The sequence below is a fragment of the Pseudomonas sp. NY15356 genome (genome assembly GCF_048068175.1).
Taxonomy (GTDB): Bacteria; Pseudomonadota; Gammaproteobacteria; order Pseudomonadales; family Pseudomonadaceae; genus Aquipseudomonas; species Aquipseudomonas putida_K.
Genome location: NZ_JBLUPW010000017.1, coordinates 1 through 23,247, shown reverse-complemented (window position 1 = coordinate 23,247; position 23,247 = coordinate 1). Strand labels below are relative to the sequence as shown.

Annotated in this window: 22 protein-coding genes; 15 read left to right on the top strand and 7 right to left on the bottom strand. The window is 63.3% G+C overall.

Features of this window, described 5'->3' with window-relative positions; translation table 11 throughout:
• Nucleotide 1: 1 nt before the first annotated feature.
• The 4 genes from ACNFCI_RS14860 to dksA form a co-directional block, all read right to left on the bottom strand.
• Nucleotides 2–2,977 carry a sensor histidine kinase gene (locus ACNFCI_RS14860; RefSeq protein ID WP_172402961.1) on the bottom strand — a complete coding sequence of 992 codons (2,976 nt, stop codon included), beginning with the start codon at nucleotides 2,975–2,977 and terminating at the stop codon, nucleotides 2–4.
• Nucleotides 2,961–3,137, bottom strand: coding sequence for a hypothetical protein (locus tag ACNFCI_RS14855; protein ID WP_003250005.1), 177 nt, complete (start codon nucleotides 3,135–3,137; stop codon nucleotides 2,961–2,963). Before ACNFCI_RS14855 ends, ACNFCI_RS14860 begins: the two co-directional genes overlap by 17 nt.
• Nucleotides 3,138–3,298: 161 nt before the next feature.
• On the bottom strand, nucleotides 3,299–4,186 hold the full coding sequence (gene gluQRS, locus ACNFCI_RS14850; RefSeq protein WP_084855460.1) for a tRNA glutamyl-Q(34) synthetase GluQRS: 888 nt from the start codon (nucleotides 4,184–4,186) through the stop codon (nucleotides 3,299–3,301).
• Between the two features lie 62 nt (nucleotides 4,187–4,248).
• Nucleotides 4,249–4,695, bottom strand: a complete 447-nt coding sequence (gene dksA, locus ACNFCI_RS14845; protein WP_084855459.1) for an RNA polymerase-binding protein DksA — start codon at nucleotides 4,693–4,695, stop codon at nucleotides 4,249–4,251.
• Nucleotides 4,696–4,906: 211 nt separating this feature from the next.
• On the opposite strand from dksA, the gene ACNFCI_RS14840 reads away from it, so the two are divergent.
• Both ACNFCI_RS14840 and sfsA read left to right on the top strand, forming a co-directional pair.
• Nucleotides 4,907–6,079 (top strand): pyridoxal phosphate-dependent aminotransferase, encoded by a 1,173-nt coding sequence (locus ACNFCI_RS14840; protein WP_368830259.1) that lies wholly within the window; start codon nucleotides 4,907–4,909, stop codon nucleotides 6,077–6,079.
• Complete coding sequence (sfsA, locus tag ACNFCI_RS14835) at nucleotides 6,079–6,792, top strand: DNA/RNA nuclease SfsA (protein WP_084855457.1); 714 nt, start codon at nucleotides 6,079–6,081, stop codon at nucleotides 6,790–6,792. Before ACNFCI_RS14840 ends, sfsA begins: the two co-directional genes overlap by 1 nt.
• On the opposite strand, the gene ACNFCI_RS14830 is transcribed toward sfsA, so the two are convergent.
• Nucleotides 6,782–7,099 carry a Rieske (2Fe-2S) protein gene (locus ACNFCI_RS14830; RefSeq protein WP_084855456.1) on the bottom strand — a complete coding sequence of 106 codons (318 nt, stop codon included), beginning with the start codon at nucleotides 7,097–7,099 and terminating at the stop codon, nucleotides 6,782–6,784. The genes sfsA and ACNFCI_RS14830 overlap by 11 nt on opposite strands.
• Before the next feature lie 150 nt (nucleotides 7,100–7,249).
• Between ACNFCI_RS14830 and ACNFCI_RS14825 the strand changes: the two genes are divergently transcribed.
• From ACNFCI_RS14825 to ACNFCI_RS14810, 4 genes are read left to right on the top strand one after another with little or no spacing between them, the layout of a single operon-like run.
• Nucleotides 7,250–8,119 carry a hemin ABC transporter substrate-binding protein gene (locus ACNFCI_RS14825; RefSeq protein ID WP_368830260.1) on the top strand — a complete coding sequence of 290 codons (870 nt, stop codon included), beginning with the start codon at nucleotides 7,250–7,252 and terminating at the stop codon, nucleotides 8,117–8,119.
• Nucleotides 8,120–8,169: 50 nt separating this feature from the next.
• Complete coding sequence (locus ACNFCI_RS14820; RefSeq protein ID WP_224459260.1) at nucleotides 8,170–9,153, top strand: FecCD family ABC transporter permease; 984 nt, start codon at nucleotides 8,170–8,172, stop codon at nucleotides 9,151–9,153.
• Nucleotides 9,153–9,920 (top strand): heme ABC transporter ATP-binding protein, encoded by a 768-nt coding sequence (locus tag ACNFCI_RS14815; RefSeq protein ID WP_084855453.1) that lies wholly within the window; start codon nucleotides 9,153–9,155, stop codon nucleotides 9,918–9,920. The genes ACNFCI_RS14820 and ACNFCI_RS14815 overlap by 1 nt, the downstream gene beginning before the upstream one ends.
• Nucleotides 9,921–9,931: 11 nt before the next feature.
• Entirely contained in the window at nucleotides 9,932–10,810 is an 879-nt protein-coding gene (locus tag ACNFCI_RS14810) for a ChaN family lipoprotein (protein ID WP_368830261.1), read from the top strand.
• 189 nt (nucleotides 10,811–10,999) lie between these two features.
• On the opposite strand, the gene ACNFCI_RS14805 is transcribed toward ACNFCI_RS14810, so the two are convergent.
• Complete coding sequence (locus ACNFCI_RS14805; RefSeq protein WP_224457905.1) at nucleotides 11,000–11,278, bottom strand: TfoX/Sxy family protein; 279 nt, start codon at nucleotides 11,276–11,278, stop codon at nucleotides 11,000–11,002.
• A gap of 215 nt (nucleotides 11,279–11,493) precedes the next feature.
• Nucleotides 11,494–13,056: an AAA family ATPase gene (locus tag ACNFCI_RS14800; protein ID WP_324814838.1), complete on the bottom strand. Its 1,563-nt coding sequence runs from the start codon at nucleotides 13,054–13,056 to the stop codon at nucleotides 11,494–11,496.
• A 153-nt stretch (nucleotides 13,057–13,209) separates the two neighbouring features.
• On the opposite strand from ACNFCI_RS14800, the gene mrcB reads away from it, so the two are divergent.
• The 9 genes from mrcB to msrQ all read left to right on the top strand — a co-directional run bounded on the left by mrcB (nucleotide 13,210) and on the right by msrQ (nucleotide 23,071).
• Complete coding sequence (gene mrcB, locus ACNFCI_RS14795) at nucleotides 13,210–15,528, top strand: penicillin-binding protein 1B (RefSeq protein WP_084855449.1); 2,319 nt, start codon at nucleotides 13,210–13,212, stop codon at nucleotides 15,526–15,528.
• A gap of 25 nt (nucleotides 15,529–15,553) precedes the next feature.
• Nucleotides 15,554–16,336 carry a tetratricopeptide repeat protein gene (locus ACNFCI_RS14790; protein ID WP_368830262.1) on the top strand — a complete coding sequence of 261 codons (783 nt, stop codon included), beginning with the start codon at nucleotides 15,554–15,556 and terminating at the stop codon, nucleotides 16,334–16,336.
• On the top strand, nucleotides 16,333–16,665 hold the full coding sequence (locus ACNFCI_RS14785; protein ID WP_368830263.1) for a YqcC family protein: 333 nt from the start codon (nucleotides 16,333–16,335) through the stop codon (nucleotides 16,663–16,665). Before ACNFCI_RS14790 ends, ACNFCI_RS14785 begins: the two co-directional genes overlap by 4 nt.
• A gap of 408 nt (nucleotides 16,666–17,073) precedes the next feature.
• Nucleotides 17,074–18,798, top strand: coding sequence for an acetolactate synthase 3 large subunit (locus tag ACNFCI_RS14780; RefSeq protein WP_084855570.1), 1,725 nt, complete (start codon nucleotides 17,074–17,076; stop codon nucleotides 18,796–18,798).
• A 1-nt stretch (nucleotide 18,799) separates the two neighbouring features.
• A complete protein-coding gene (gene ilvN, locus ACNFCI_RS14775) occupies nucleotides 18,800–19,291 on the top strand; it encodes an acetolactate synthase small subunit (protein WP_003250040.1) in 492 nt (163 codons plus the stop codon).
• A gap of 58 nt (nucleotides 19,292–19,349) precedes the next feature.
• Nucleotides 19,350–20,366 (top strand): ketol-acid reductoisomerase, encoded by a 1,017-nt coding sequence (ilvC, locus tag ACNFCI_RS14770; RefSeq protein WP_043215774.1) that lies wholly within the window; start codon nucleotides 19,350–19,352, stop codon nucleotides 20,364–20,366.
• Nucleotides 20,367–20,520: 154 nt separating this feature from the next.
• A complete protein-coding gene (gene pssA, locus ACNFCI_RS14765) occupies nucleotides 20,521–21,378 on the top strand; it encodes a CDP-diacylglycerol--serine O-phosphatidyltransferase (RefSeq protein WP_084855446.1) in 858 nt (285 codons plus the stop codon).
• 71 nt (nucleotides 21,379–21,449) lie between these two features.
• Nucleotides 21,450–22,463 carry a protein-methionine-sulfoxide reductase catalytic subunit MsrP gene (gene msrP, locus ACNFCI_RS14760; protein ID WP_368830264.1) on the top strand — a complete coding sequence of 338 codons (1,014 nt, stop codon included), beginning with the start codon at nucleotides 21,450–21,452 and terminating at the stop codon, nucleotides 22,461–22,463.
• Complete coding sequence (msrQ, locus tag ACNFCI_RS14755) at nucleotides 22,463–23,071, top strand: protein-methionine-sulfoxide reductase heme-binding subunit MsrQ (protein WP_084855444.1); 609 nt, start codon at nucleotides 22,463–22,465, stop codon at nucleotides 23,069–23,071. The genes msrP and msrQ overlap by 1 nt, the downstream gene beginning before the upstream one ends.
• Nucleotides 23,072–23,247 lie beyond the last annotated feature (176 nt).

Below are 23,247 nucleotides of genomic sequence, written 5' to 3'. Positions count from 1 at the left end.
TTCAATTCTCTCGACGGTCTCGAATTTCAGGGGACGTCGCTACGACATGCCGGGGCAGGGTCACGCGGATCCGGGTGCCACGCTGCCGTTCGATATCGGCGGGGCTGTCGATGGTGATTTGCCCATAATGCTCTTCCACGATGGAATAGACCAGAGCAAGCCCAAGTCCGGTGCCTTCGCCCGGGTCCTTGGTGGTGAAGAAGGGTTCGAACAGACGGTCCATGATGCTTTTCGGGATCCCGCTGCCTTCATCCTCGACGACCAGGTCGACGGTGTGCTCGTTGACCTCGCTGCGCACACGCACGGCACTGCCGGGCGGGGATGCGTCGCGGGCGTTGGAAAGCAGGTTGATCAGCACCTGGGCCAGGCGTTGCGGGTCACCTTCTACCCAGTGGTCCGGGTCGCAAAGGTTGAAGAACTGTACTTCGAAATTGCGCCGGTTCAACGCCAGCAGACCAATGGCATCCTGCGCCACCTCGGCCAGGCATACCGGCTCCTCGCTGTTCTGGTGGCTGCCGCCGGCATGGGCGAAGCTCATCAGCGACTGCACGATGCGCGAGACGCGCTTGGTCTGCTCGATGATCTGGCTGGACAGCTCGATGATCTCGCCGTCGCCTTCGCGTTCTTCGCGCAGGTTCTGCGCCAGGCAGGCGATGCCGGTGATGGGGTTGCCGATCTCGTGGGCCACACCCGCGGCCAGGCGGCCGATGCTCGCCAGGCGCTCGGAATGCACCAGCTTGTCTTCCAGGGCCTGGGTCTCGGTGAGGTCCTCGACCAGCAGCACCAAGCCGCTGTTGCCCGGTGCTAGTGGCTCGGCGATGGCGGCCTTGTGCAGGTTCAGCCAGCGGGTCTGGCCGTCCAGGGCCAGGCGCTGCTTGTGCAAATGTTCGTCCGGGACATTGATGAAGTTCTGCAGCAGCCCGCGCCAGGGCTCGGAGACGGTGACCAGGCGCGAGCCGACCACATGCTTGGCGGCAACACCGGTCAATTCCTCCATGGCCTTGTTCCACATCAGGATCTCCTGATCCTTGGCCAGGGAGCAGACGCCCATCGGCAGCTCCTGCAGGGTCTGGCGGTGGTAGCGACGCAGGGCGTCGAGCTCGGCGGCAAGGCCGGTCAGGCGCGAGTGGTAGTCTTCCAGGCGGCTCTCGATGAAGTGGATGTCTTCGGTGACGTAGTTCTCGTTGCCCGACTTGTACGGCAGGAAGGTCTCGACCATGTCCTGGGCCACGCTTGGCCCCATCAGGCCGGACAGGTTGGCCTCGATGCGGTCGCGCAGGCGGCGCAAGGCGTAGGGGCGGCGTTCATCGAAGGGCAGGTAGAGGTCGCGCAGGGCCTGCTCCACCTCCTTCTGCGCCGCCTTGGCGCCCAGCGGCTTGGCCAGCTGGGTGGCGAACTCCTGGGGCGAGGCGGCGTGCAGCTCCCGACGCTGCGGGCGGCGGACGTTGTCGACGGCACAGGCCTCGGCGGCGCTGACCTCTTCGCTGCTGGCGTTGGTGAACAGCGAGATCAGGGTGAACAGCAGCACGTTCGCTGCCAGCGAACCGATGGCGGCCATGTGCCAGCTGGTGTCGTCCAGCACATAGATCATATCCAGCAAAGGAATATAGAAGCCCTGCAGGTTGCCCAGCAGCGGCAGCAGCATGGTCACCATCCACACCGCGATACCGGCCATCAAGCCGGCGATGAAGCCGCGCCGGTTGGCGGTCGGCCAGTACAGCACCGACAGCACGCCAGGCAAGAACTGCAAGGTGGCGACGAAGGCGACGATGCCTAGGTTGGCCAGGCTCTGATGGTTGTTCTGGGTCAGGTAGAACACGAAGCCTGCGGTGATGATGGCCACGATCAGGGCCCGACGGGTCCACTTCAGCCAGCGGTAGATGTTGCCTTCGGCCGGCGGCTGGTAGAGCGGCAGCACCAGGTGGTTCAGCGCCATGCCGGACAGCGCCAGGGTGGTGACGATGATCAGGCCACTGGCGGCCGACAACCCGCCCACGTAGGCGAGCAGCGCCAGCGCTGGGTTGTCGGCGGCGATGCCCAGGCCCAGGGTGAAGTACTCGGGGTTGGTGCTCGCGCCCAGGCGCAGCCCTGCCCAGAGTACCAGCGGCACGGCCAGGCTCATCAGCAGCAGGAATAGCGGCAGGCCCCAGCTGGCGCTGACCAGCGAGCGCGGGTTGAGGTTCTCGGTGAAGGCCATGTGATACATGTGCGGCATGACGATCGCCGAGGCGAAGAACACCAGCAGCAGGGTCCGCCAGGGGCCTTCCTGCAGCGGGGTGTGCAGCGCGGCCAGGGCGGTCTGGTTCTGCAACAGCCAGACCTCCAGCTGGTGCGGGCCGCCGAATACTCCATACAGCGCGTACAGGCCGATGCCGCCCAGGGCCAGGAGCTTGATCACCGATTCGAAGGCAATGGCGAATACCAGGCCTTCATGCTTCTCGCGGGTGGCGATGTGGCGCGAGCCGAAGAAGATAGTGAACAGAATGATCAGCGCGCAGAAGGCGAAGGCCACCCGTGCCTTGACCGGCTCACCGGTGAGAATGCTGATCGAGTCGGCGACCGCCTGGATCTGCAAGGCCAGCAGCGGCAGCACGCCGATCAACATGAAGATGGTGGTCAGCGCGCCGGCCCAGGTGCTGCGAAAGCGAAACGCCAGCAGGTCGGCCAGTGACGAGAGCTGGTAGGTGCGCGTGATCTTCAGGATCGGGTAGAGCAGCACCGGGGCCAGCAGGAAGGCGCCGGACACCCCCAGGTAGCAGGCCAGGAAGCCATAGCCGTACTGATAGGCGAGGCCTACCGAACCGTAGAAGGCCCAGGCACTGGCGTAGACGCCCAAAGACAGGGTGTAGGTCAGCGGGTGGCGAATGATCGAGCGCGGGATCAGCCCGCGCTCGCTGATCCAGGCCACGCCGAACAGCACCAGCAGGTAGGCGGCGCTGATCAGGATCATCTGGGTCAGGCTAAAGCTCATCGGCATCTCGTTGGCTCTGCAGAATGAAGGTGACGACGATGAGGATCAGCCAGAGCAGGTAAGGGCGGTACCAGGCACCGGTCGGCTCGATCCACCAGTCCATGATGGCCGGGGAGAAGAGGTAGATCCCCACGACCAGAAGCAGGACCAAACGATAGATGTACATGCTGGCCTCGTTGATTGGGCGCTGCGGGCTTGGACTTATTATTGGCGCAAATGGCTGGAGCGATGCTAGCGGGAATCGGTAGGGTTCGCCAAGAGTTTGAATTTATTGGCCTTTTGTTTTTCAGCCTGCACGCCGCTCCTACATCGATCGTGTCCGCTGTATCAGTGCAGGTCAGCCTCAGGCACGCTCAGTTGCCGTGCAATCGCCTCCGGCCGCCAGCGTTGCCGGGCAACAGCCAGCACCTCGGCGGGGCCAGCACTTGCCATGGCAGGCTCGGTGTCCTGCCCCAGCGCACGCAAGGCCCGCAACAGCAAAGGTGTTGCCTGGTCGGCCTCGAGCGGCGGCGAGCGGTATGACTTGCCCAGCTTGTGCCCATCCGGCTGCACGATCAGCGGAATGTGCAGGTAACGCGGCTGCGAGAAGCCCAGCAGCTCCTGCAGGTACAGTTGGCGTGGGGTGTTGTCGAGCAGGTCGGCGCCGCGCACGATGTCAGTGACACCCTGCCAGGCATCGTCCAGCACCACCGCCAACTGGTACGCATACAACCCGTCGCGGCGCTGGATGACGAAATCGCCCACCTCGCGGCCCAGGTGTTGCTGGAACTCGCCTTGCACCCGGTCGGTGAAGCGGTAGATCAGCTCCGGTACCCGCAAGCGGATCGCGGCCCCCTCTCGGGCATGCCCGGCGTTGCGGCACAAGCCCGGGTAGATGCCGTTGTACTCCTCCAGTTGCTTGCGTGAGCAAGTGCAGGCATAGGCCAGGCCCATATTGAACAGGCGGTCGACCACGGCGGCATAGGCGTCGTGCCGCTGGCTCTGGAATACCACCTCGCCATCCCACTCCAAGCCGTAGCGCTCCAGGGTCTGCAGGATGGCATCGCGGGCGCCGGGCATTTCCCGTGGTGGGTCGGTGTCTTCCATGCGCAGCAGCCAACGGCCGCCCACCGCGCGTGCATCGAGCCACGAGGCGAGGGCGGCGACCAGGGAACCGAAATGCAGAAAACCACTGGGCGTAGGGGCGAAGCGTCCGATGTAGCGGGAGTCGTTCATGGGGTACAGGCTATATAAATGAAACGGGGCGCCTCGAGCGCCCCGTTCAGATGGGAATCAGGTCAGGCCTTGCCGACCTGCTTTTCCTTCTTCTCCGCCAGCTCCTTGCAGTCGAAGCACAGGTCGGCGGTCGGGCGGGCTTCCAGGCGACGCAGGCCAATCTCGACGCCGCAGGCATCGCACCAGCCGTATTCGTCTTCCTTGATCTTGTCGAGGGTCTTGTCGATCTTCTTGATCAGCTTGCGCTCGCGATCACGGTTACGCAGTTCCAGGGCGAATTCTTCTTCCTGGCTGGCGCGGTCGGCCGGGTCGGGGAAGTTGGCCGCTTCGTCCTTCATGTGATCCACGGTGCGATCCACGCTGGTCATCAGTTCCTGCTTCCAGGCACTGAGGAGCTTGGTGAAGTGCTGTTTCATGGGCTCGCCCATGTACTCTTCACCCTTGGTTTCGACGTAGGGTTCGACACCGTACATGGTCTGACCGGCTTTTTGCTTTTCTACGGTGGACATGAATAGACCGCCTCTTACTCATCTGATCCAATGCGCAGGCTGCTCCATCTCCGGCACCCGCCGGCCCTGCGACTGCGAGCCGCCGAACTTACCAGATAGATCGGGGGTGCGCTACCCCGCCCGATCCTAGGTGTTGACAGCGACGCAAGCCGCACGTTCGATGCCGCGCAGAGGTAGAATCACCAGTTTAGACCCAATTGAGAGAAGGCCCATGGCTCAGCCACACAGTGCGCGCAGTCGCGCCATCGAACCCTTCCACGTCATGGCCTTGCTGGCGCGCGCCAATGAGCTGCAGGCGGCCGGCCATGATGTCATCCACCTGGAGATCGGCGAGCCGGACTTCACCACAGCGGAACCCATCGTGGCTGCAGGCCAGGCGGCATTGGCCGCAGGCCACACCCGCTACACCGCGGCGCGTGGCCTGCCGGCGCTGCGCGAGGCGATCGCCGGCTTCTATGCCCAGCGCTATGGCGTGAGTGTGGACCCGGAGCGCATCCTCGTCACCCCGGGCGGTTCGGGTGCACTGCTGCTGGCCAGCAGCCTGCTGGTCGACCCGGGCAAGCACTGGCTGTTGGCCGACCCTGGCTATCCCTGCAACCGGCACTTCCTGCGGCTGGTCGAAGGTGGGGCGCAGCTGGTGCCGGTAGGGCCGGAGGTCAACTACCAACTCACTGCCGACCTGGTCGAGCGCTACTGGGACAAAGACACCGTCGGTGCGCTGGTGGCCTCGCCGGCCAACCCCACTGGCACGGTCCTTGACCGCGCCGAGCTGGCCAGCCTGTCCAAGGCCACCCGTGAACGCCACGGGCACCTGGTGGTGGACGAGATCTACCACGGCCTGACCTATGGCATGGACGCGCCCAGCGTGCTGGAAGTGGACGACCAGGCGTTTGTCCTGAACAGTTTTTCCAAGTACTTCGGCATGACGGGCTGGCGGCTCGGTTGGCTGGTAGCGCCTCCCAGTGCCGTGGGCGACCTGGAAAAACTCGCTCAGAATCTCTACATCAGTGCGCCCAGCATGGCCCAGCACGCAGCGCTGGCGTGTTTCGAGCCTGCGACCCTGGCCATCCTCGAGGAACGCCGGGCCGAGTTCGCCCGGCGACGCGACTACCTGCTGCCGGCCCTGCGCGAGCTGGGCTTCGGCATTGCCGTGGAGCCCCAGGGCGCCTTCTACCTGTACGCCGATATCAGCGTCTTCGGCGGTGATGCCTTCGCGTTCTGCCGGCATTTCCTGGAAACCGAGCACCTGGCCTTTACCCCCGGCCTGGACTTCGGCCGCCACCAGGCCGGCCACCACGTACGGTTCGCCTACACCCAAAGCCTGCCGCGCCTGGAGGAGGCGGTGCAGCGCATCGCCCGTGGCCTGAAGAGCTGGCAAGGCTGATGCTGTTCTTTCCCGCACTTGAACAGGCGCGCCTGCTGCGCCGCTACAAACGCTTCCTGGCCGATATCGAACTGGCCAGTGGCGAACAACTGACCATCCATTGCCCGAATACCGGGTCCATGCTCAATTGCATGCGCGAGGGCGGGCAGGTCTGGTTCAGCCGCTCCAATGACCCCAAGCGCAAGCTGCCGGGCACCTGGGAAATCAGCGAGACGCCCCAGGGACGCCTGGCCTGCGTCAACACCGGTCGGGCCAATGCCTTGGTGGAGGAGGCCCTGCGCGGTGGGCAGATCGCCGAGCTGTCCGGCTTCACCGCGCTCAAGCGCGAGGTGGCCTATGGCGAGGAAGGCAGCCGGGTGGACTTTCGCCTGGAGTTTCCGGACGGGCCGGCCTACGTGGAGGTCAAGAGCGTTACCCTGGGCTACCCGGATACGCCGATTGCCGCCTTTCCCGATGCGGTGACCCAGCGCGGCGCCAAGCATCTGCGCGAGCTGGCGGCGCTGGCGCGCCAAGGTATTCGCGCGGTGCAGCTGTACTGCGTCAACCTCACCGGCGTGGAGGCGGTGCGCCCGGCCGAGGAGATCGACGCGGCCTACGCGCAGGCTTTGCGGGCTGCAGTGGCAGATGGCGTCGAAGTGCTGGCCTACGGTACCCGGCTGGATGCCGAGCAGATCGTCATCGACCGGCCATTGCCGGTGTTGCTCACGCCTTGACCCAGATGCCCTGGCTGTCTTCCAGGCAATCCAGGGCGTCCAGCTGCTCGCCTTCGCAAGGGCCGGCCACGCATTCACCACTTTCGATCAGGAACAATGCGCCATGGTGGGCGCAATGGATCAGGCTGGCACTGTCGTCGAGAAAGGCATCGACATCCCAGTTCAAGGGGATGCCGCGGTGCGGGCAGCGATTGCGGTAGAGATAGACCCGGCCCTGGCGGCGCACACCGAACAGGTGCTCGCCGGCTACGCTGAAAGCGCGGCTGGCACCTTCGGCCAGGTCGGTTGAAGCGCAGAGAAAATGCATCGATGCAGACGACTCGTGTAACAAAGGGATGGCTTGACGCTTCAATGCGAATAATTATCAAATTGCCCGCACGCGCTGCGTCCGGCTGTCTATGGTGCGCAGTTCCGCCGCCTGCGACAAGCGTGTGGCCCCCCTCTGCAAAGGAATACGATGATGCGTCGTCCTGCTGCCCTGATCGCCCTGTTTGTGGGGGCCTTTCTGTCCACCCAGGCCTGGAGCGCAGAGCTGCCGCAGCGCTGGGTCAGTGCCGGTGGTGCGTTGAGTGAATGGATCAGCGCCTTGGGGGGCGAGCCGCGGTTGGTCGGGGTCGATACCACCAGCCAGCACCCGGCATCGCTCAAGGCGCTGCCCAGCATCGGCTACCAACGCCAGCTGTCTGCCGAAGGCATCCTCAGCCTGCGACCAGACGTGCTGGTCGGTACCGAGGAAATGGGGCCACCCCCTGTGCTGGCACAGATCCGTAAGGCGGGTGTGCGGGTCGAGCTGTTTTCCAGCAAAGCCGAACTGGGCGCCGTGGACGGCAACCTCAAGCAATTGGGCAGCCTGCTTGGTGCCGAGCAGAAGGCCGCCGAGCTGAGCGCCGGTTATCACCAGCAACTGAAGGCCGTGCAGGCGAAGGTCAAGCGGGCCCAGGCCAGCGGGAAAGTTCCGGGAGTCCTGTTGTTGGTCGGCCATGCCGGCGCCAAGCCCCTGGTCGCAGGCCAGGGGACGTCCGGCGATTGGCTGCTGCGCCAGGCCGGTGCCCACAACCTGGCCGATCACCAAGGCTACAAGAACTTCTCCGTCGAGACCCTCGCCGCCCTGGACCCGGACGTGGTGGTGTTTTCCGACCGCGCCCTGGAGGGGGAGCAGGCCATACAGGCGCTGCTCAAGGAAAACCCAGCTCTGGCAGCCTCCCGTGCAGCGCGTGACAAACGCCTGGTTTCCCTGGACCCGACCTTGCTGGTCGGTGGCCTAGGCCCGCGCCTCCCAACGGCCTTGAACGGCCTGGTCGAGGCCTTCTATCCGGCCGCCCAATGAGACAACGTGTCCAGCCTCGTTCCCTGTTCATCGGCCTGACCCTGCTGTGCTTGTTGGCGACCTGGTTGTCGCTGGCATTGGGCCCGGTCAGCCTGCCGTTGTTCGATACGTTGCGTGCAGGGTTGCGCCTGTTGGGGTTGCCCATGGCCGCCGATGGCCTTGAACAGGCTGAGATGATTCTCGGCCAGATCCGTCTGCCGCGTACCCTGCTGGGGTTGGCGGTGGGTGCGGTGCTGGCGCTGTCGGGTGTGGCGATGCAGGGATTGTTTCGCAACCCGTTGGCCGACCCCGGGCTCGTCGGCGTTGCCAGTGGCGCGGCCTTGGGCGCGGCAGTGGCGATCGTCGGCGGCAGCTGGTTAGGCGGGATCCCGGAGTGGTTCGCCCCTTACCTGCTGTCGGCGTGCGCTTTTCTTGGCGGTCTTGGCGTCACTGCGCTGGTCTATCGTCTGGGGCGGCGCGACGGCCAGACCAACGTCGCCACCATGCTGTTGGCGGGCATCGCCCTGACCGCGCTGGCGGGTTCGGCCGTGGGGCTGTTCACCTACCTGGCCGACGATGCCACCTTGCGTACATTGACATTCTGGAACCTGGGCAGCCTCAACGGCGCCAGCTACGAGCGCCTGTGGCCTTTGTTGCTGGTGGCGACGGCCGTCTCGTTGTGGTTGCCACGCCGAGCCCAGGCGCTCAATGCCCTGCTGCTGGGCGAGTCGGAGGCGCGGCACCTGGGTATCGACGTGGAAGCGCTCAAGCGCGAGCTGGTGTTCTGTACTGCCTTGGGAGTGGGAGCCGCCGTTGCTGCAGCCGGGCTGATCGGCTTCATCGGCCTGGTGGTGCCACACCTGGTACGTCTGCTCTGCGGGCCGGACCATCGGGTGCTGTTGCCGGCATCCTTGTTGGCCGGCGGGGCGCTGTTGCTGTTCGCCGACCTGGTGGCGCGCCTGGCGTTGGCACCCGCAGAGCTGCCGATCGGTATCGTGACCGCATTCATCGGTGCGCCATTTTTCCTGTTCCTGCTGATTCGAGGGCGCGCCTGATGTTGCAAGTCGACGGCCTGCACCTGCGGCGTGGCAGCAATGATGTGCTGCACGGGATAGACCTGCAGGTGCGGCCCGGGCAGGTCCTGGGTGTGCTAGGGCCCAATGGCGCCGGCAAGAGCAGCCTGTTGGGCGCCTTGTGTGGCGAGTTGGTGCCCAGCCAGGGGCAGGTGCAGTTGCAGGGGCGCCCGTTGGCAGACTGGCCGGGCCAGGAGCGCGCTCGTCGCCTGGCGGTGTTGCCACAGGTCTCCAGCCTGGGTTTTGCTTTTGGCGTCGAAGAGGTGGTCGGGCTCGGCCGGCTGCCTCATGCCAGTGGCCGCCAGCGTGATCGGGAAATCGTCGAGGCGGCCTTGCGTGCGGCAGATGCCTGGCACCTGCTGGAGCGCAACTACCTGGCGCTGTCCGGCGGCGAGCGCCAGCGGGTGCACCTGGCCCGGGTATTGGCGCAGTTATGGCCAGGCGAGGCGGGCAGCACGTTATTGCTGGACGAACCCACCTCGATGCTTGACCCCTTGCACCAGCACACCACCTTGCAGGCGGTACGTCGATTCGCCGACCAGGGGGCTGCGATCCTGGTCATCCTGCATGATCTCAACCTGGCGGCGCGCTACTGTGACCGTATCCTGTTGCTGGAGCAGGGGCGCAGCCATGCCCTGGGTACGCCGCAACAAGTTCTTGCACCCGCAGCGCTCAAGGCGGTGTTCGGCATCGATGTGTTGGTGCAGGCGCATCCGGAGCGTGGGCATCCGCTGATCATCATCCGCTAGGAGGTTCTGCCATGCGCCATGGGTTGTTGTCCGGCTTGTTGGTTCTGGCATTGACCGGCTGCCAGGCCAGCCTGCCGCCCTTGCCCGCCTGGCAGGGCTCCGAGGGGCGGAATGATGCGCAGCTAGGGGCGATCCGCAACTTGGCCGATGGTCAACAGCTCACCCCTGACCAGCTCGTGGCGCAGTTGGCCCGAGCCCCTCGGGTGCTGGTGGGCGAAAAGCACGACAATCCCGACCACCACGCCCTGCAGTTATGGTTGCTGCGTGCGCTGGAAACCCGGCGTGCGCAGGGCAGCCTGTTGCTGGAAATGCTACAGCCAGCGCAGCAACCTTTGGTCGATGCACTGCAAGGGCAGGCGACACAGCCCGAGAAGCTGCCGCAGGCCCTGGCCTGGCAAGAGGGATGGGACTGGCGGTTGTACGGGCCTATCGTGCGTGAGGCCTTGCAGCGGCAGATCCCTTTGCTGGCGGCCAACCTGACGCCGGATGAAATGCGCCAGGCCTATCGCAACCCGCAGGTGCTGGAAGGGCAGCACTCGAATGCTCCGGCGGTGAAGGCTGCGTTGCTCGAACAAGTCCGTGCTGGCCATTGTGGGTTGCTGCCGGAGCCGCAACTGCCAGCCATGCTTGCCGTCCAACAACAGCGCGACCGGCGTATCGCCGAGCGGATGATGGCTGCGCCGGCCCCGGCCTTGCTGTTCGCTGGCAGCTACCATGCACGCAAGGACCTTGGCGTGCCGCTGCACTTGGCAGACCTGGGGGCGCCGGGCGAGACGAAGGTCTTGCTGCTGGTGGAGGTCGGAGAGAAGGTCGAGCCAGGCATGGCGGACTATGTGTGGTACACGGCGGCATTGCCTGCCCAGGACTATTGCGCTCAGTTGCGGCGATGAGATACCGCCGTTGCCGAATGCCGGCCAAAAAAAGACCCGGCAAAACTGCCGGGTCAATAACCGTGATTAGCCTGATGAGGAGATAATCTGAGCGTCCGAACCAGGGACCTTTCAGCTTATCCAACCAGTCTCGCGACCAGTTGTGCTAATCATAACGATTCTCATTTCGACGTCAATCCCTCCACCCGATTATTTTGGTTTTTTTTGCGCAGGGGTCTTGGCATCCAGTTGATCGTCGAGCGCCTGCTTGCGCTCGGCGGGCAAATCGTTCCAGTGCATGTCCAGCAATGCTGCCTCGATGGAGTACAACAACACCTTCGAGGCCCGGAACCCTCGCGACTTCACGGCCTGATAGGCGCCCACCGCGCCCAGGCGGCGCAGGTCCGATGCACTGTGGATACCGACGGCGTGAAGCCATTGTGCGGAGGTCTTGCCAAGATTTCTCAGATGCTGCAATTCATCGTTCATCTGGCCTCCTGGCGATGGCTGAACGAGGTCTGTGGAATAAATCGCGAGCAGGTCAGAAAGGAGTGTAGCGGGGGTTGGGAAATACGCGGCCTTTTGCCATCGACCCCCGACGAGGTCGATCCTGAAAGCTGGGCATTGGCGTCCGTGAGAGCGGCTTTTCCCGGCCGCGATGGCATGCAGAAAAAAGGGCTGCAAAGCAGCCCTTCATGAACCGTTCAGATGCCCGGGAGGCGCTGGCGGATCTGCTCGATCAACTGGTCCATGCTGGCGCTTTCCTGAGTGTCCACCCGCTTGCAGTGGGGCAGTTCTTCGGCGCTCAGCGGTTCGCGGCTGGCCTGCTGGGCCTTGACCACTTCCAGGGTCGCATCGGAGGGGTCGTTAGCCTCGGTCTGGCGCTGGGCCAGCCAGCTGGCAATGACGGCGTCGGGCGCCTGGCAATCGAGGATCAGGAACGGAACGCCCGTTTCGTTGGCAACCTGGGCCGCGGCCTGGCGCTGGGCCAGCTTGAGGTACGTGGCATCGAGCACCACCGGGAAGCCTGCACGCAGGATGATCGCCGCCAGCTCATGCAGGCGCTGATACGTGGCGCGGCTGGCGTCCTGGTCATAGATGCCGGCCTGCAGTTGGCCAGCGCTTTGTTGCTGTTGCTCGCCGAACAGGCGCTTGCGCTCGACATCCGAACGGACACGAATCGCGCCCAGGGCTTCGACCAGGCGCATGGCCACGTGGCTCTTGCCCACGGCCGAGACGCCATGGGTGATGGCCAGCAGGCGCGATGGAATAGCGCTGTAGCTTTCGGCCAGGTTGGCATAGTTGCGGTAGGTGCGCAGGGTGGTGGCGCGCTGCACGCCGTCGGCTTCGGCCGGCATGCTGAACAGGGCGACCTTGGCGCGTACCAGGGCACGGTAAGCTTTGTAGAAGTTCAGCAGCTCCAGGCCTTCGTAGTCGCCGGTCAGCTCCAGGTACTGGTTGATGAAGCGGCGCGCCAGGCACTTCAGGCCGCGGTCCTCGAGGTCCATGGCCAGGAAGGCGATGTCGGCGTAGACATCGGTCAGGCGGAAGGGCTCGTTGAATTCGATGCAATCGAAGATCACCACCTTGCCATCGATCAGTGTGGCATTGCCCAGGTGGATGTCGCCGTGGCATTCACGGATGAAGCCGTTGGCCTTGCGCGACTCGAGCAGGCCGTGCAGCCGCTCGAAGCTGCTGCGAGCCCAGGCCTGCAGGTTGTCCAGTTGTTGCAGGTCGGCCTTGTCGGTGAGGAACGGGCGAATCTGCTCGAAGTTCTGCTCCACCGGGGCCATGACGCTCTCCGGTGTCCCCAATGGGTGATCGACCGAGACTTTGGGCGCCTGCAGGTGAAACTCGGCGATCTGCCGGGCCATCTGGTCGATGTGGCCGGCGTTCAGCTCCCCATTGGCCTGCAGGGTATTGAGCATCTGCCCCTGGGGGAACTGACGCATCTTCAGTGCATATTCGATCGGCTCGCCATCGCCGCCCAGTTGCGGGGCTTCGGCGCTGCCGGTGATCGGCAGGACTTCCAGATACAGGCCGTCGGTCAGGCGCTGGTTCAGGCGCAGCTCTTCGTTACAAAAATGCTGGCGCTGGTCCAGGCCGGTGAAGTCGAGGAAGCCGAAGTTCATCGGCTTCTTGATCTTGTAGGCATATTCGCCGGTCAGCAGCACCCAGGAGATATGCGTCTCGATGAGTTGGAACCCGTCCACCGGATGGGAATAGAGGGCGGGGTTCTGCAGCGCGCTGATCAGGGCTTGGCTCACGGGCAATCCTTCTGGAGGCAGGGAATTCGAAAGCGCCATTATGGTCAATGGTGCCGTCCCTGCAAACCGCTGGTATTCCAGGCGGACGAAGCGACTATTCTGAATCGCCCCGCAGCCCACCAGCCTTGACCAAAGTGCGTATAATCCGCCGCCATGACTCGTACCCGAAACTCCCGCACCCCCAAGAAACGCCCGACCGGCCGCTCCCGCGCCTGGCTGGGCTGGGCCCTCAAGCTCAGCCTGGTCGGCCTGGTGCTGATCGCCGGCTTCGCGGTCTACCTCGATGCTGTCGTCCAGGAGAAGTTCTCCGGCAAGCGCTGGACCATCCCGGCCAAGGTGTACGCCCGGCCATTGGAGCTGTTCGTCGGCCAGAAGCTGAGCAAGAACGACTTCCTCACCGAACTTGATGCCCTGGGCTACCGCCGTGAAACCGCCGCCCAAGGCCCGGGCGAAGCATCGGTCAACGGTAACACCGTCGACCTCAATACCCGTGGCTTCCAGTTCTACGAGGGGATGGAGCCCGCGCAGTTCGTACGCGTGCGTTTTTCCGGCGACTATGTGGCAGGGCTCTCCGGGGCCAATGGCGGCAAGCTCGACGTGGTGCGTCTGGAGCCGCTGATGATCGGCGGCATCTACCCCAAGAACCTGGAAGACCGCATCCTGATCAAGATCGACCAGGTGCCACCGTATCTGCTGGAAACCCTGGTGGCCGTGGAAGACCGCGACTTCTACAGCCATTTCGGCGTATCACCCAAGTCCATCGCCCGTGCCATGTGGGTCAACACGTCGGCGGGCGCGATGCGCCAGGGCGGCAGTACGCTGACTCAGCAATTGGTGAAGAACTTCTACCTCACCAACGAGCGTAGCCTCAGCCGCAAGCTGACCGAGGCGATGATGGCGGTGTTGCTGGAGCTGCACTACGACAAGCGCGAGATCCTCGAGGCCTACCTCAATGAGGTGTTCGTCGGCCAGGACGGCCAGCGCGCCGTGCACGGCTTCGGCCTGGCCAGCCAGTTCTTCTTCAGCCAGCCGCTGGCCGAACTCAAGCTGCACCAGATCGCCCTGTTGGTCGGTATGGTCAAGGGGCCGTCCTACTACAACCCGCGGCGCCATCCGGACCGCGCCCTGGCCCGTCGCAACCTGGTGCTCGACCTGCTGGCCGAGCAGGGCGTGGCGACCCCGGAAGCGGTCGCGGCGGCGAAGAAGATGCCGTTGGGCGTGACCAAGCGCGGCAGCCTCGCCGACAGCTCCTTCCCGGCATTCCTCGACCTGGTCAAGCGCCAGTTGCGCCAGGACTACCGCGACGAAGACTTGACCGAAGAAGGCCTGCGCATCTTCACCAGTTTCGACCCGATCCTGCAGATGAAGGCCGAGACGGCCATGAGCGAGACCTTCAAGCGCCTGGCCGGACGCAAGGGCGCTGATGAGGTGGAGTCGGCCATGGTGGTGACCAACCCCGAAACCGGCGAGGTGCAGGCACTGATCGGCAGTCGCCAGGCCGGTTTCGCCGGCTTCAACCGGGCCATCGACGCGGTACGGCCGATCGGCTCGCTGGTGAAACCGGCGGTGTACCTGACCGCGCTGGAAAAACCGACCAAGTACACCCTGACCAGCTGGGTGCAGGACGAGCCGTTCTCGGTCAAAGGTGCCGACGGCCAGGTCTGGCGCCCGCAGAACTACGACCGCCGCCCCCACGGCACCATCTACCTGTACCAGGGCCTGGCGAACTCGTACAACCTGTCCACCGCCAAGATCGGCCTGGAAGTGGGTGTGCCCAACGTGATCAAGACCATCGGCAGGCTCGGCGTGAACGTCGACTGGCCGGCATTCCCGTCGATGCTGCTGGGGGCCGGCGGCATGTCGCCGATGCAGGTCGCGACCATGTACCAGACCATCGCCAACGGTGGCTTCAACACGCCGATGCGCGGTATCCGTAGCGTGCTCACCGCCGAAGGCGAGCCGCTCAAGCGCTATCCGTTCCAGATCCAGCAGTCCTTCGACCCGGGCGCCATCTACCTGGTGCAGAACGCCATGCAGCGGGTGATGCGCGAAGGTACGGGCCGCTCGGTCTACAACGTGCTGCCACGCTCGCTGACCCTGGCCGGCAAGACCGGTACCAGCAACGACTCGCGCGACAGCTGGTTCTCCGGTTTCAGCCAGGACCTGCTGGCGGTGGTCTGGCTGGGGCGTGACGACAACGGCAAGACCCCCTTCACCGGTGCCACCGGCGCCCTGCAGGTCTGGACCAGCTTCATGCGCAAGGCCGACCCACTGCCGCTGGACATGCCGCAACCGGACAACGTGGTGCAAGCCTGGATCGACCCGTACAGCGGCCAGGGGTCGGACAGCAGCTGTCCGGGTGCGGTGCAGATGCCGTATATTCGAGGGAGTGAACCGGCTCCCGGTGCCATCTGTGGCCCACAGGACCCGGTCGAGTCCGTCATGGACTGGGTCAAGGGATGGATGAATTGAGCGCTAGCTTCGAAGAGGGTGTGACGTGAACAAGTGGTTGTTTCCTGCCTTGACGGCGATGGCCGTGCTCCATGGCTGTGCCAGCGTGCCGCGCGGCAATATCCCGGTGGTGGACTCCAGCACCCGGGTCTCCAACAGCGAGCGGGTCGCGGCCAACCGCAGCGGTGGCCTGCCGACCAGTGGCGGCACCCGCCAGGCCCAGGCCCTGCCCGAAGACTCCGGCGTGACCGTGATGATCCCGCAAGGGGCCGGCGGTGCACCGATTCAGTCATTCCCGGCTGGCAGCAGCGCGGCGCCAATCAGCACTGGGCCGATCACGCCTGGGCCGATCAGCACCGGCCCGATTACCACCAACCCCAATCCGGTGGCGGATGAACCGTTCGACATCGCGTCGATGAACAGCGCGCCGAGCGCTACCTCCAGCGCCCCGACCGGCATTCCGCGCAGCAACGTGGGCAGCGGTGGCTTATCGGCCGACGAGCAACTGGACGGCCCTGTGCTGGCGTTGCTGACCACTGCCCAACAGCAACAGGGCGGCGGTGACTTCAACGGTGCCGCATCGAGCCTGGAGCGTGCCCAGCGCATCGCCCCGCGCGAGCCGCAGGTACTGTTCCGCCTGGCCCAGGTGCGCCTGGCCCAGGGCGACGCCGCCCAGGCCGAACAACTGGCCCGTCGCGCCCTGACCTACGCCAACGGTCGTCCCGACCTGCAGGCCGAGCTGTGGAACACCATCGCCCAGGCCCGCGAGAAGCAGGGTGACAGCGCTGGCGCGGCATTGGCGCGGCAGAAGGCGCGGACGACATCGTGATGGAGCAGCGTATCCTGGACATCGCCGACCACCTGCTGCTGATCGAGCGTGAGCTGCAGGTTCAAGGCTGGTGGAGCGCCGAGACGCCGACGGCCGAAGCGCTCGCCAGCGTGGTGCCGTTCGCGGTGGACACCATGGCCTTCGAGCAGTGGTTGCAATGGATCTTCCTGCCCCGTATGAAGCTCATCATCGAGCAGGGGCATCCGCTGCCCAACGCCTCCGGCATCCTGGTCATGGCCGAAACCGTGTTCGTCGATCGTCCGGAACAGAGCCGCGAGCTACGGCGCCTGCTGGCAGCGTTCGACCAATTGATCAGTCCTTCCGCCTGATTTCTTCTCTTTTTCCTTCAAGGGCCGCAGATTGTGGCCCTTTTTTATTGAATTCTTTATTTTTCTGCTGCAGAGCTCGTTTTTAGTGGTGGCAGCACTCCATCCTTTTGAAAAATTGGCAATAATTTTTCTTGACTTACGCGTGCCGAATCAGAAGAATCCAGTTTCCGCTGTAGAGGGACTGCCAGAAGCAGACCCGCTAAGCAGATCATGAGGCGCACACCCGCGCCGACTTGTTACACCCCGCAACGCGTTACCTCGCGCTGGGTGGGAAACCCCCGCAACACTCTGGGGCGCTCCCAATACTTGCTCAGTCAGTGCTGACGTTCGCTCATGCTCTGCTTGGCAGTAAACCTATTAAGACCCGCCCAGTGAGGGCGGTATTCTGGCGTTTTAGAGGTGAACAACGTGGAGCTTTTATCTGGCGCTGAGATGGTCGTCCGCTTCTTGCGTGACGAAGGCGTTAAGCACATCTATGGGTACCCTGGTGGTGCTCTCCTTCATGTTTACGACGCCCTGTTCAAGGAACCGGAGATCAACCACATCCTGGTTCGTCATGAGCAGGCTGCCACCCATATGGCGGACGGCTATGCCCGTGCCACCGGCAAGGCTGGTGTGGTACTGGTCACTTCCGGCCCGGGCGCGACCAATGCCATCACCGGCATTGCCACCGCCTACATGGATTCGATCCCGATGGTCATCCTCTCCGGCCAGGTGCCCAGCACCATGGTAGGGACCGATGCCTTCCAGGAAACCGACATGATTGGTATTTCCCGGCCGATCGTGAAGCACAGCTTCATGGTCAAACATGCCACGGAAATTCCCGAAGTCCTGAAAAAAGCCTTCTACCTGGCGCAATCCGGTCGCCCAGGCCCGGTCGTGGTCGACATTCCAAAAGATATGACCAACCCGGCCGAGAAGTTCGAATACGTCTACCCGAAGAAGGTCAAGCTGCGCTCCTACAGCCCGGCGGTACGCGGTCACTCCGGCCAGATCCGCAAGGCGGCCGAGATGCTCCTGGCCGCCAAGCGCCCGGTGGTGTACTCCGGTGGCGGCGTCATCCTTGGCGGCGGCTCCGAGGCGCTCACCGAGATCGCCAAGTCGCTGAACCTGCCGGTCACCAATACCCTGATGGGCCTGGGAGGCTTCCCGGGTACCGACCGTCAGTTCCTCGGCATGCTCGGTATGCATGGCAGCTACACCGCCAACATGGCCATGCACAATGCCGACGTGATCTTCGCGGTCGGCGCGCGCTTCGATGACCGTGTGGTCAACGGCCCGGCCAAGTTCTGTCCGAATGCCAAGATCATCCACATCGACATCGACCCGGCGTCGATCTCCAAGATGATCAAGGCCGACGTGCCGATCGTAGGCCCTGTGGAAAGCGTCCTCAACGAGATGCTGGCCATCCTCAAGGAAATCGGCGAGCAGCCCGACAAGGCCGCGCTCGACGCTTGGTGGAAGCAGATCGAGGAGTGGCGCGGCGATCGCGACCTGTTCCCCTACGACAAGGGCGACGGCAGCGTGATCAAGCCGCAGACCGTGATCGAGACCCTCTGCGAAGTGACCAAGGGCGATGCCTTCATCACCTCCGACGTAGGCCAGCACCAGATGTTCGCGGCGCAGTACTACCGCTTCAACAAGCCGAACCGTTGGATCAACTCCGGCGGCCTGGGCACCATGGGCTTTGGTTTCCCGGCGGCGATGGGCATCAAGCTCAACTTCCCCGACCAGGACGTCGCTTGCGTGACCGGCGAAGGCAGTATCCAGATGAACATCCAGGAGCTGTCCACCTGCATGCAGTACGACCTGCCGGTGAAGATCGTCAACCTGAACAACGGTGTGTTGGGCATGGTTCGCCAGTGGCAGGACATGGCCTACAGCGGCCGTCACTCGCACTCCTACGTGGAGTCGCTGCCTGACTTCGTCAAGCTGGTTGAGGCCTATGGTCACGTGGGTATCCGCATCACCAGCCTGAAGGACCTCAAGCCGAAGCTGGAAGAGGCTTTTGCGATGAAGGACCGCCTGGTGTTCATCGACATCGCGGTCGACAGGACCGAGCACGTCTACCCGATGCAGATCAAGGACGGCTCGATGCGTGACATGTGGCTGAGCAAGACGGAGCGTACCTGATATGCGGCACATCATTTCCCTGCTGTTGGAAAACGAACCCGGTGCCTTGTCTCGCGTGGTCGGCCTGTTCTCCCAGCGTAACTACAACATCGAAAGCCTGACCGTGGCGCCGACCGAGGATCCGACCCTGTCGCGCCTGACCCTGACGACCGTTGGTCATGACGAAGTGATCGAACAGATCACCAAGAACCTGAACAAGCTGGTTGAAGTGGTCAAACTCGTCGATCTGTCGGAAAGTGCTCACATCGAGCGCGAGCTGATGCTGGTCAAGGTCAAGGCCACCGGCGCCCAGCGCGCCGAGATCAAGCGCACCACGGATATCTTCCGTGGCCAGATCGTCGACGTCACCGCCAGCGTGTACACCGTGCAACTGAGCGGCACCAGTGACAAGCTGGACAGCTTCATCCAGGCCATCGGCACTGCGTCGATCCTGGAAACCGTGCGCAGCGGCGTTACCGGCATTGCCCGTGGCGACAAAGTGCTCAGTATCTGAATACGCATACAAGAATCAGTGATGGCTCCGTGGAGCCGAGATATAACAGGGGTATTTCATGAAAGTTTATTACGACAAAGACTGCGACCTTTCCATCATCCAGGGCAAGAAAGTCGCCATCATCGGTTACGGCTCCCAAGGCCACGCCCAGGCGTGCAACCTGAAGGACTCCGGTGTGGACGTTACCGTCGGTCTGCGTAAGGGTTCGGCCACCGTGGCCAAGGCAGAAGCCCACGGCCTGAAAGTGGCTGACGTGGCCACTGCCGTCGCTGCTGCCGACCTGGTCATGATCCTGACCCCGGACGAGTTCCAGGGCGCTCTGTACAAGAACGAAATCGAGCCGAACATCAAGAAAGGCGCTACCCTGGCCTTCTCCCATGGCTTCTCGATCCACTACAACCAAGTCGTTCCGCGTGCCGACCTCGACGTGATCATGATCGCGCCGAAGGCTCCGGGCCACACCGTGCGCTCCGAGTTCGTCAAGGGCGGCGGCATCCCTGACCTGATCGCTGTCTACCAGGACGCCTCCGGCAACGCCAAGAATGTTGCCCTGTCGTACGCCTCGGGCGTCGGCGGTGGCCGTACCGGCATCATCGAAACCACCTTCAAGGACGAGACCGAAACCGACCTGTTCGGCGAGCAGGCCGTTCTGTGCGGTGGTACCGTCGAGCTGGTCAAAGCCGGTTTCGAAACCCTGGTCGAAGCGGGCTACGCGCCAGAAATGGCCTACTTCGAGTGCCTGCACGAGCTGAAGCTGATCGTCGACCTCATGTACGAAGGCGGTATCGCCAACATGAACTACTCGATCTCCAACAACGCCGAGTACGGTGAGTACGTCACTGGCCCGGAAGTCATCAACGAAGAATCCCGCAAGGCCATGCGCAACGCTCTGAAGCGCATCCAGGACGGCGAATACGCGAAGATGTTCATCTCCGAAGGCGCCACCAACTACCCGTCCATGACTGCCAAGCGTCGCAACAACGCTGCCCATGGCATCGAAGTCATCGGCGAGCAGCTGCGTTCCATGATGCCGTGGATCGCTGCCAACAAGATCGTCGACAAGACCAAGAACTAAGGTCTGCTTCGATACATGAAAAAACGCGGCTTCGGCCGCGTTTTTTCATTTAGGCGGCCGGCTTCTGGTATAAAGCGACCAGTGGCTTGCCGTTAGAACCTGTTTAGCAGGCCCATGTCGAATTTTTTTCCACTTCCGTTGCAAGGTATTTTTCATGAGCGAACGTCCCGAAGAGCCGAACAAGCCCTCCGACGCCGAAAGCCTGCTACCTGTCGATGAGCATATTGAAGAAGGGCATGACGCCGAAGGCCGCAAGGTCCGCCATCGTGGCATCTATCTGCTGCCCAACCTGTTCACGACCGCCAACCTGTTTGCCGGGTTCTACTCGATCGTCAGCTCCATCAGTGCCCACGGCTATCTCAGCGCGGGCGACCCGCGCGAAGCGAGCAAGTATTTCGCCTTCGCCGCGATCGCCATCTTCGTGGCCATGGTCCTCGACAGCCTGGACGGTCGCGTGGCACGCATGACCAACACCCAAAGCGCATTCGGCGCCGAATACGACTCGCTGTCGGACATGGCCGCCTTTGGCGTCGCGCCGGCACTGCTGGCCTTTGTCTGGGCGCTGGGCGACATGGGCAAGGTCGGCTGGATGGTGGCGTTCATCTATGTCGCTGGTGCGGCATTGCGCCTGGCGCGTTTCAACACTCAGGTCGGCACTGCCGACAAGCGCTACTTCATCGGCCTGGCCAGTCCGGCCGCTGCTGGTGTTGTCGCCGGTACCGTATGGGCCTTCAGCGACTATGGCATCCAAGGCTCCAAGCTGTCGTTCCTGGTTGCCTTGCTGGTGGCGGCTGCAGGCATGCTGATGGTCAGCAACATCAAGTACAACAGCTTCAAGGAGCTGGACCTCAAGGGGCGCGTGCCGTTCGTTGCGATCCTGGCCGTGGTGCTGGTGTTTGCCGTGGTGTTCAGCGACCCGCCCCGTATCCTGCTGCTGATCTTCCTCGGTTATGCCGTGTCCGGCCCGGTGCAATACCTGCTGCGTGGCCGCCGTCGCAAGACACCTCAATGAGTTAATGCTGGAATAACCCTCCGGCTCCATAGTCTTACAGGTACATCCGTTGCCTGTGCTATGGAGCCGTCATGCTTATCAAGTCTCCCAGGTCGTCCGATTGCAAAGCATCGGAGATCACCCCTGAAACTATCTATCTTTCCCGGCGTACCTTGATCGGCGGCTCCCTTGCCGGCCTGGCGCTCGGTGCGCTGCCGGCAGCCGGTATGGCGGCTGAGCCGTCGCGCTATGCCGATGTCGCGCCGGGCGCGCCGCCACGTTGGTTCGGCGAAAAGCTCGCGGGTACGCGTTGGCAGGCGGTCACGGTCAAAGATGAGGCGATCACGCCCTTCAAGGACGCCACGCACTACAACAACTTCTATGAGTTCGGGCCGGACAAAGGCGACCCAGCCGCCAATGCCAGCAGCCTGAAGACCGAACCCTGGAGTCTTGTGGTCGATGGCGAGGTGGCCAAGCCAGGTCGCTATGCCTTGGAGGACTTCGTCAAACCCTACCAGCTCGAGGAGCGCATCTACCGCTTGCGCTGCGTCGAGGCATGGTCGATGGTCATTCCATGGCTGGGCTTCCCCTTGGCCGAAGTACTCAAGCAGGTGCAGCCGACCTCGAAGGCGCGTTATGTACGCTTCGAAACCCTGCAGGACCCCAAGTCCATGCCCGGCCAGCGTTCAGGCTTTGCCCTGATCGACTGGCCCTATGTAGAAGGGCTGCGCCTGGATGAGGCGATGAACCCGCTGGCAATCCTGGCAGTGGGGATGTATGGCCGTGAGCTGGCCAATCAGAATGGCGCACCGCTGCGCCTGGTGGTGCCCTGGAAGTACGGCTTCAAGAGTATCAAGTCGATCGTGCGCATGAGCCTGGTGGAGCAGCAGCCGCGTACTACCTGGGAAAGCCTGGCCCCTGAGGAGTACGGTTTCTATGCCAACGTCAACCCGACGGTCGATCATCCCCGCTGGAGTCAGGCCAGGGAGCGGCGCCTGCCCAGCGGGCTGTTCAGTCCTAATGTGCGCGATACCTTGATGTTCAACGGCTACGCCGATGAAGTGGCGTCGCTGTATACCGGGCTCGACCTGCGGAAGAACTATTGATGCGCTACCCCTGGTTTCGCCTGGCTATCTTCCTGGTGGGGTGCGTGCTCCCGGCCTGGTGGCTCTATGAGGCAGCTATGGGCTTGCTCGGGCCCGACCCTGGCAAGATCCTGGTGGATCGCCTGGGGTTGGGCGCGTTGACCTTTCTCCTGGTAACCCTGGGCATGACGCCTCTGCAACGGCTGACGGGGTGGTCGGGCTGGATTGTGGTGCGCCGACAGCTGGGATTGTGGTGCTTTGCTTATATCGTGCTGCACATGACGGCCTATATGGTGTTTATCCTGGGGCTGGATTGGGGGCAGTTGGGTGTCGAGCTGCGTAAGCGGCCGTACATCATCGTCGGGTTCCTGGGCTTCCTGGGCCTGCTCGCGCTGGCGGCCACTTCCAATCGATACAGTCAACGGCGGCTGGGTGCCCGGTGGAAGAAGTTGCACAGATTGGTATACGTCATCCTGGGGCTGGGGCTGCTGCACTTTCTCTGGATCGTGCGTTCGGATCTCAAGGAATGGGTAATGTATGCCTCTATTGGTGCGCTGTTGTTGGCCGTGCGATTGCCGCCGGTATGGCGCCGTGTCCCTCGCTTGATGGGGCGGAGGAGGGCAGGTTGAAACTTTATTGAAATAACTGTTGACGCCCTTCTGAATCCCCTTATAATGCGCCCCACTTCCGACGTAGTCGAAACGCAAAACTCCTTGAGATTCAATGAGTTGAACGCTTCAGGTAGTATCGGAAGGCTTCGGTCTCACAGATCGGCAGCGGTGAAAAAGGCAGTTGACAGCAGGTT

Bases quoted from the DNA above. Each gene is read 5' to 3' on its own strand.
- ACNFCI_RS14860 (WP_172402961.1), bottom strand. From the start codon at position 2,977: ATGCCGATGAGCTTTAGCCTGACCCAGATGATCCTGATCAGCGCCGCC.
- ACNFCI_RS14855 (WP_003250005.1), bottom strand. From the start codon at position 3,137: ATGTACATCTATCGTTTGGTCCTGCTTCTGGTCGTGGGGATCTACCTC.
- gluQRS (WP_084855460.1), bottom strand. From the start codon at position 4,186: ATGAACGACTCCCGCTACATCGGACGCTTCGCCCCTACGCCCAGTGGT.
- dksA (WP_084855459.1), bottom strand. From the start codon at position 4,695: ATGTCCACCGTAGAAAAGCAAAAAGCCGGTCAGACCATGTACGGTGTC.
- ACNFCI_RS14840 (WP_368830259.1), top strand. From the start codon at position 4,907: ATGGCTCAGCCACACAGTGCGCGCAGTCGCGCCATCGAACCCTTCCAC.
- sfsA (WP_084855457.1), top strand. From the start codon at position 6,079: ATGCTGTTCTTTCCCGCACTTGAACAGGCGCGCCTGCTGCGCCGCTAC.
- ACNFCI_RS14830 (WP_084855456.1), bottom strand. From the start codon at position 7,099: ATGCATTTTCTCTGCGCTTCAACCGACCTGGCCGAAGGTGCCAGCCGC.
- ACNFCI_RS14825 (WP_368830260.1), top strand. From the start codon at position 7,250: ATGATGCGTCGTCCTGCTGCCCTGATCGCCCTGTTTGTGGGGGCCTTT.
- ACNFCI_RS14815 (WP_084855453.1), top strand. From the start codon at position 9,153: ATGTTGCAAGTCGACGGCCTGCACCTGCGGCGTGGCAGCAATGATGTG.
- ACNFCI_RS14810 (WP_368830261.1), top strand. From the start codon at position 9,932: ATGCGCCATGGGTTGTTGTCCGGCTTGTTGGTTCTGGCATTGACCGGC.
- ACNFCI_RS14805 (WP_224457905.1), bottom strand. From the start codon at position 11,278: ATGAACGATGAATTGCAGCATCTGAGAAATCTTGGCAAGACCTCCGCA.
- mrcB (WP_084855449.1), top strand. From the start codon at position 13,210: ATGACTCGTACCCGAAACTCCCGCACCCCCAAGAAACGCCCGACCGGC.
- ilvN (WP_003250040.1), top strand. From the start codon at position 18,800: ATGCGGCACATCATTTCCCTGCTGTTGGAAAACGAACCCGGTGCCTTG.
- ilvC (WP_043215774.1), top strand. From the start codon at position 19,350: ATGAAAGTTTATTACGACAAAGACTGCGACCTTTCCATCATCCAGGGC.
- pssA (WP_084855446.1), top strand. From the start codon at position 20,521: ATGAGCGAACGTCCCGAAGAGCCGAACAAGCCCTCCGACGCCGAAAGC.
- msrP (WP_368830264.1), top strand. From the start codon at position 21,450: ATGCTTATCAAGTCTCCCAGGTCGTCCGATTGCAAAGCATCGGAGATC.
- msrQ (WP_084855444.1), top strand. From the start codon at position 22,463: ATGCGCTACCCCTGGTTTCGCCTGGCTATCTTCCTGGTGGGGTGCGTG.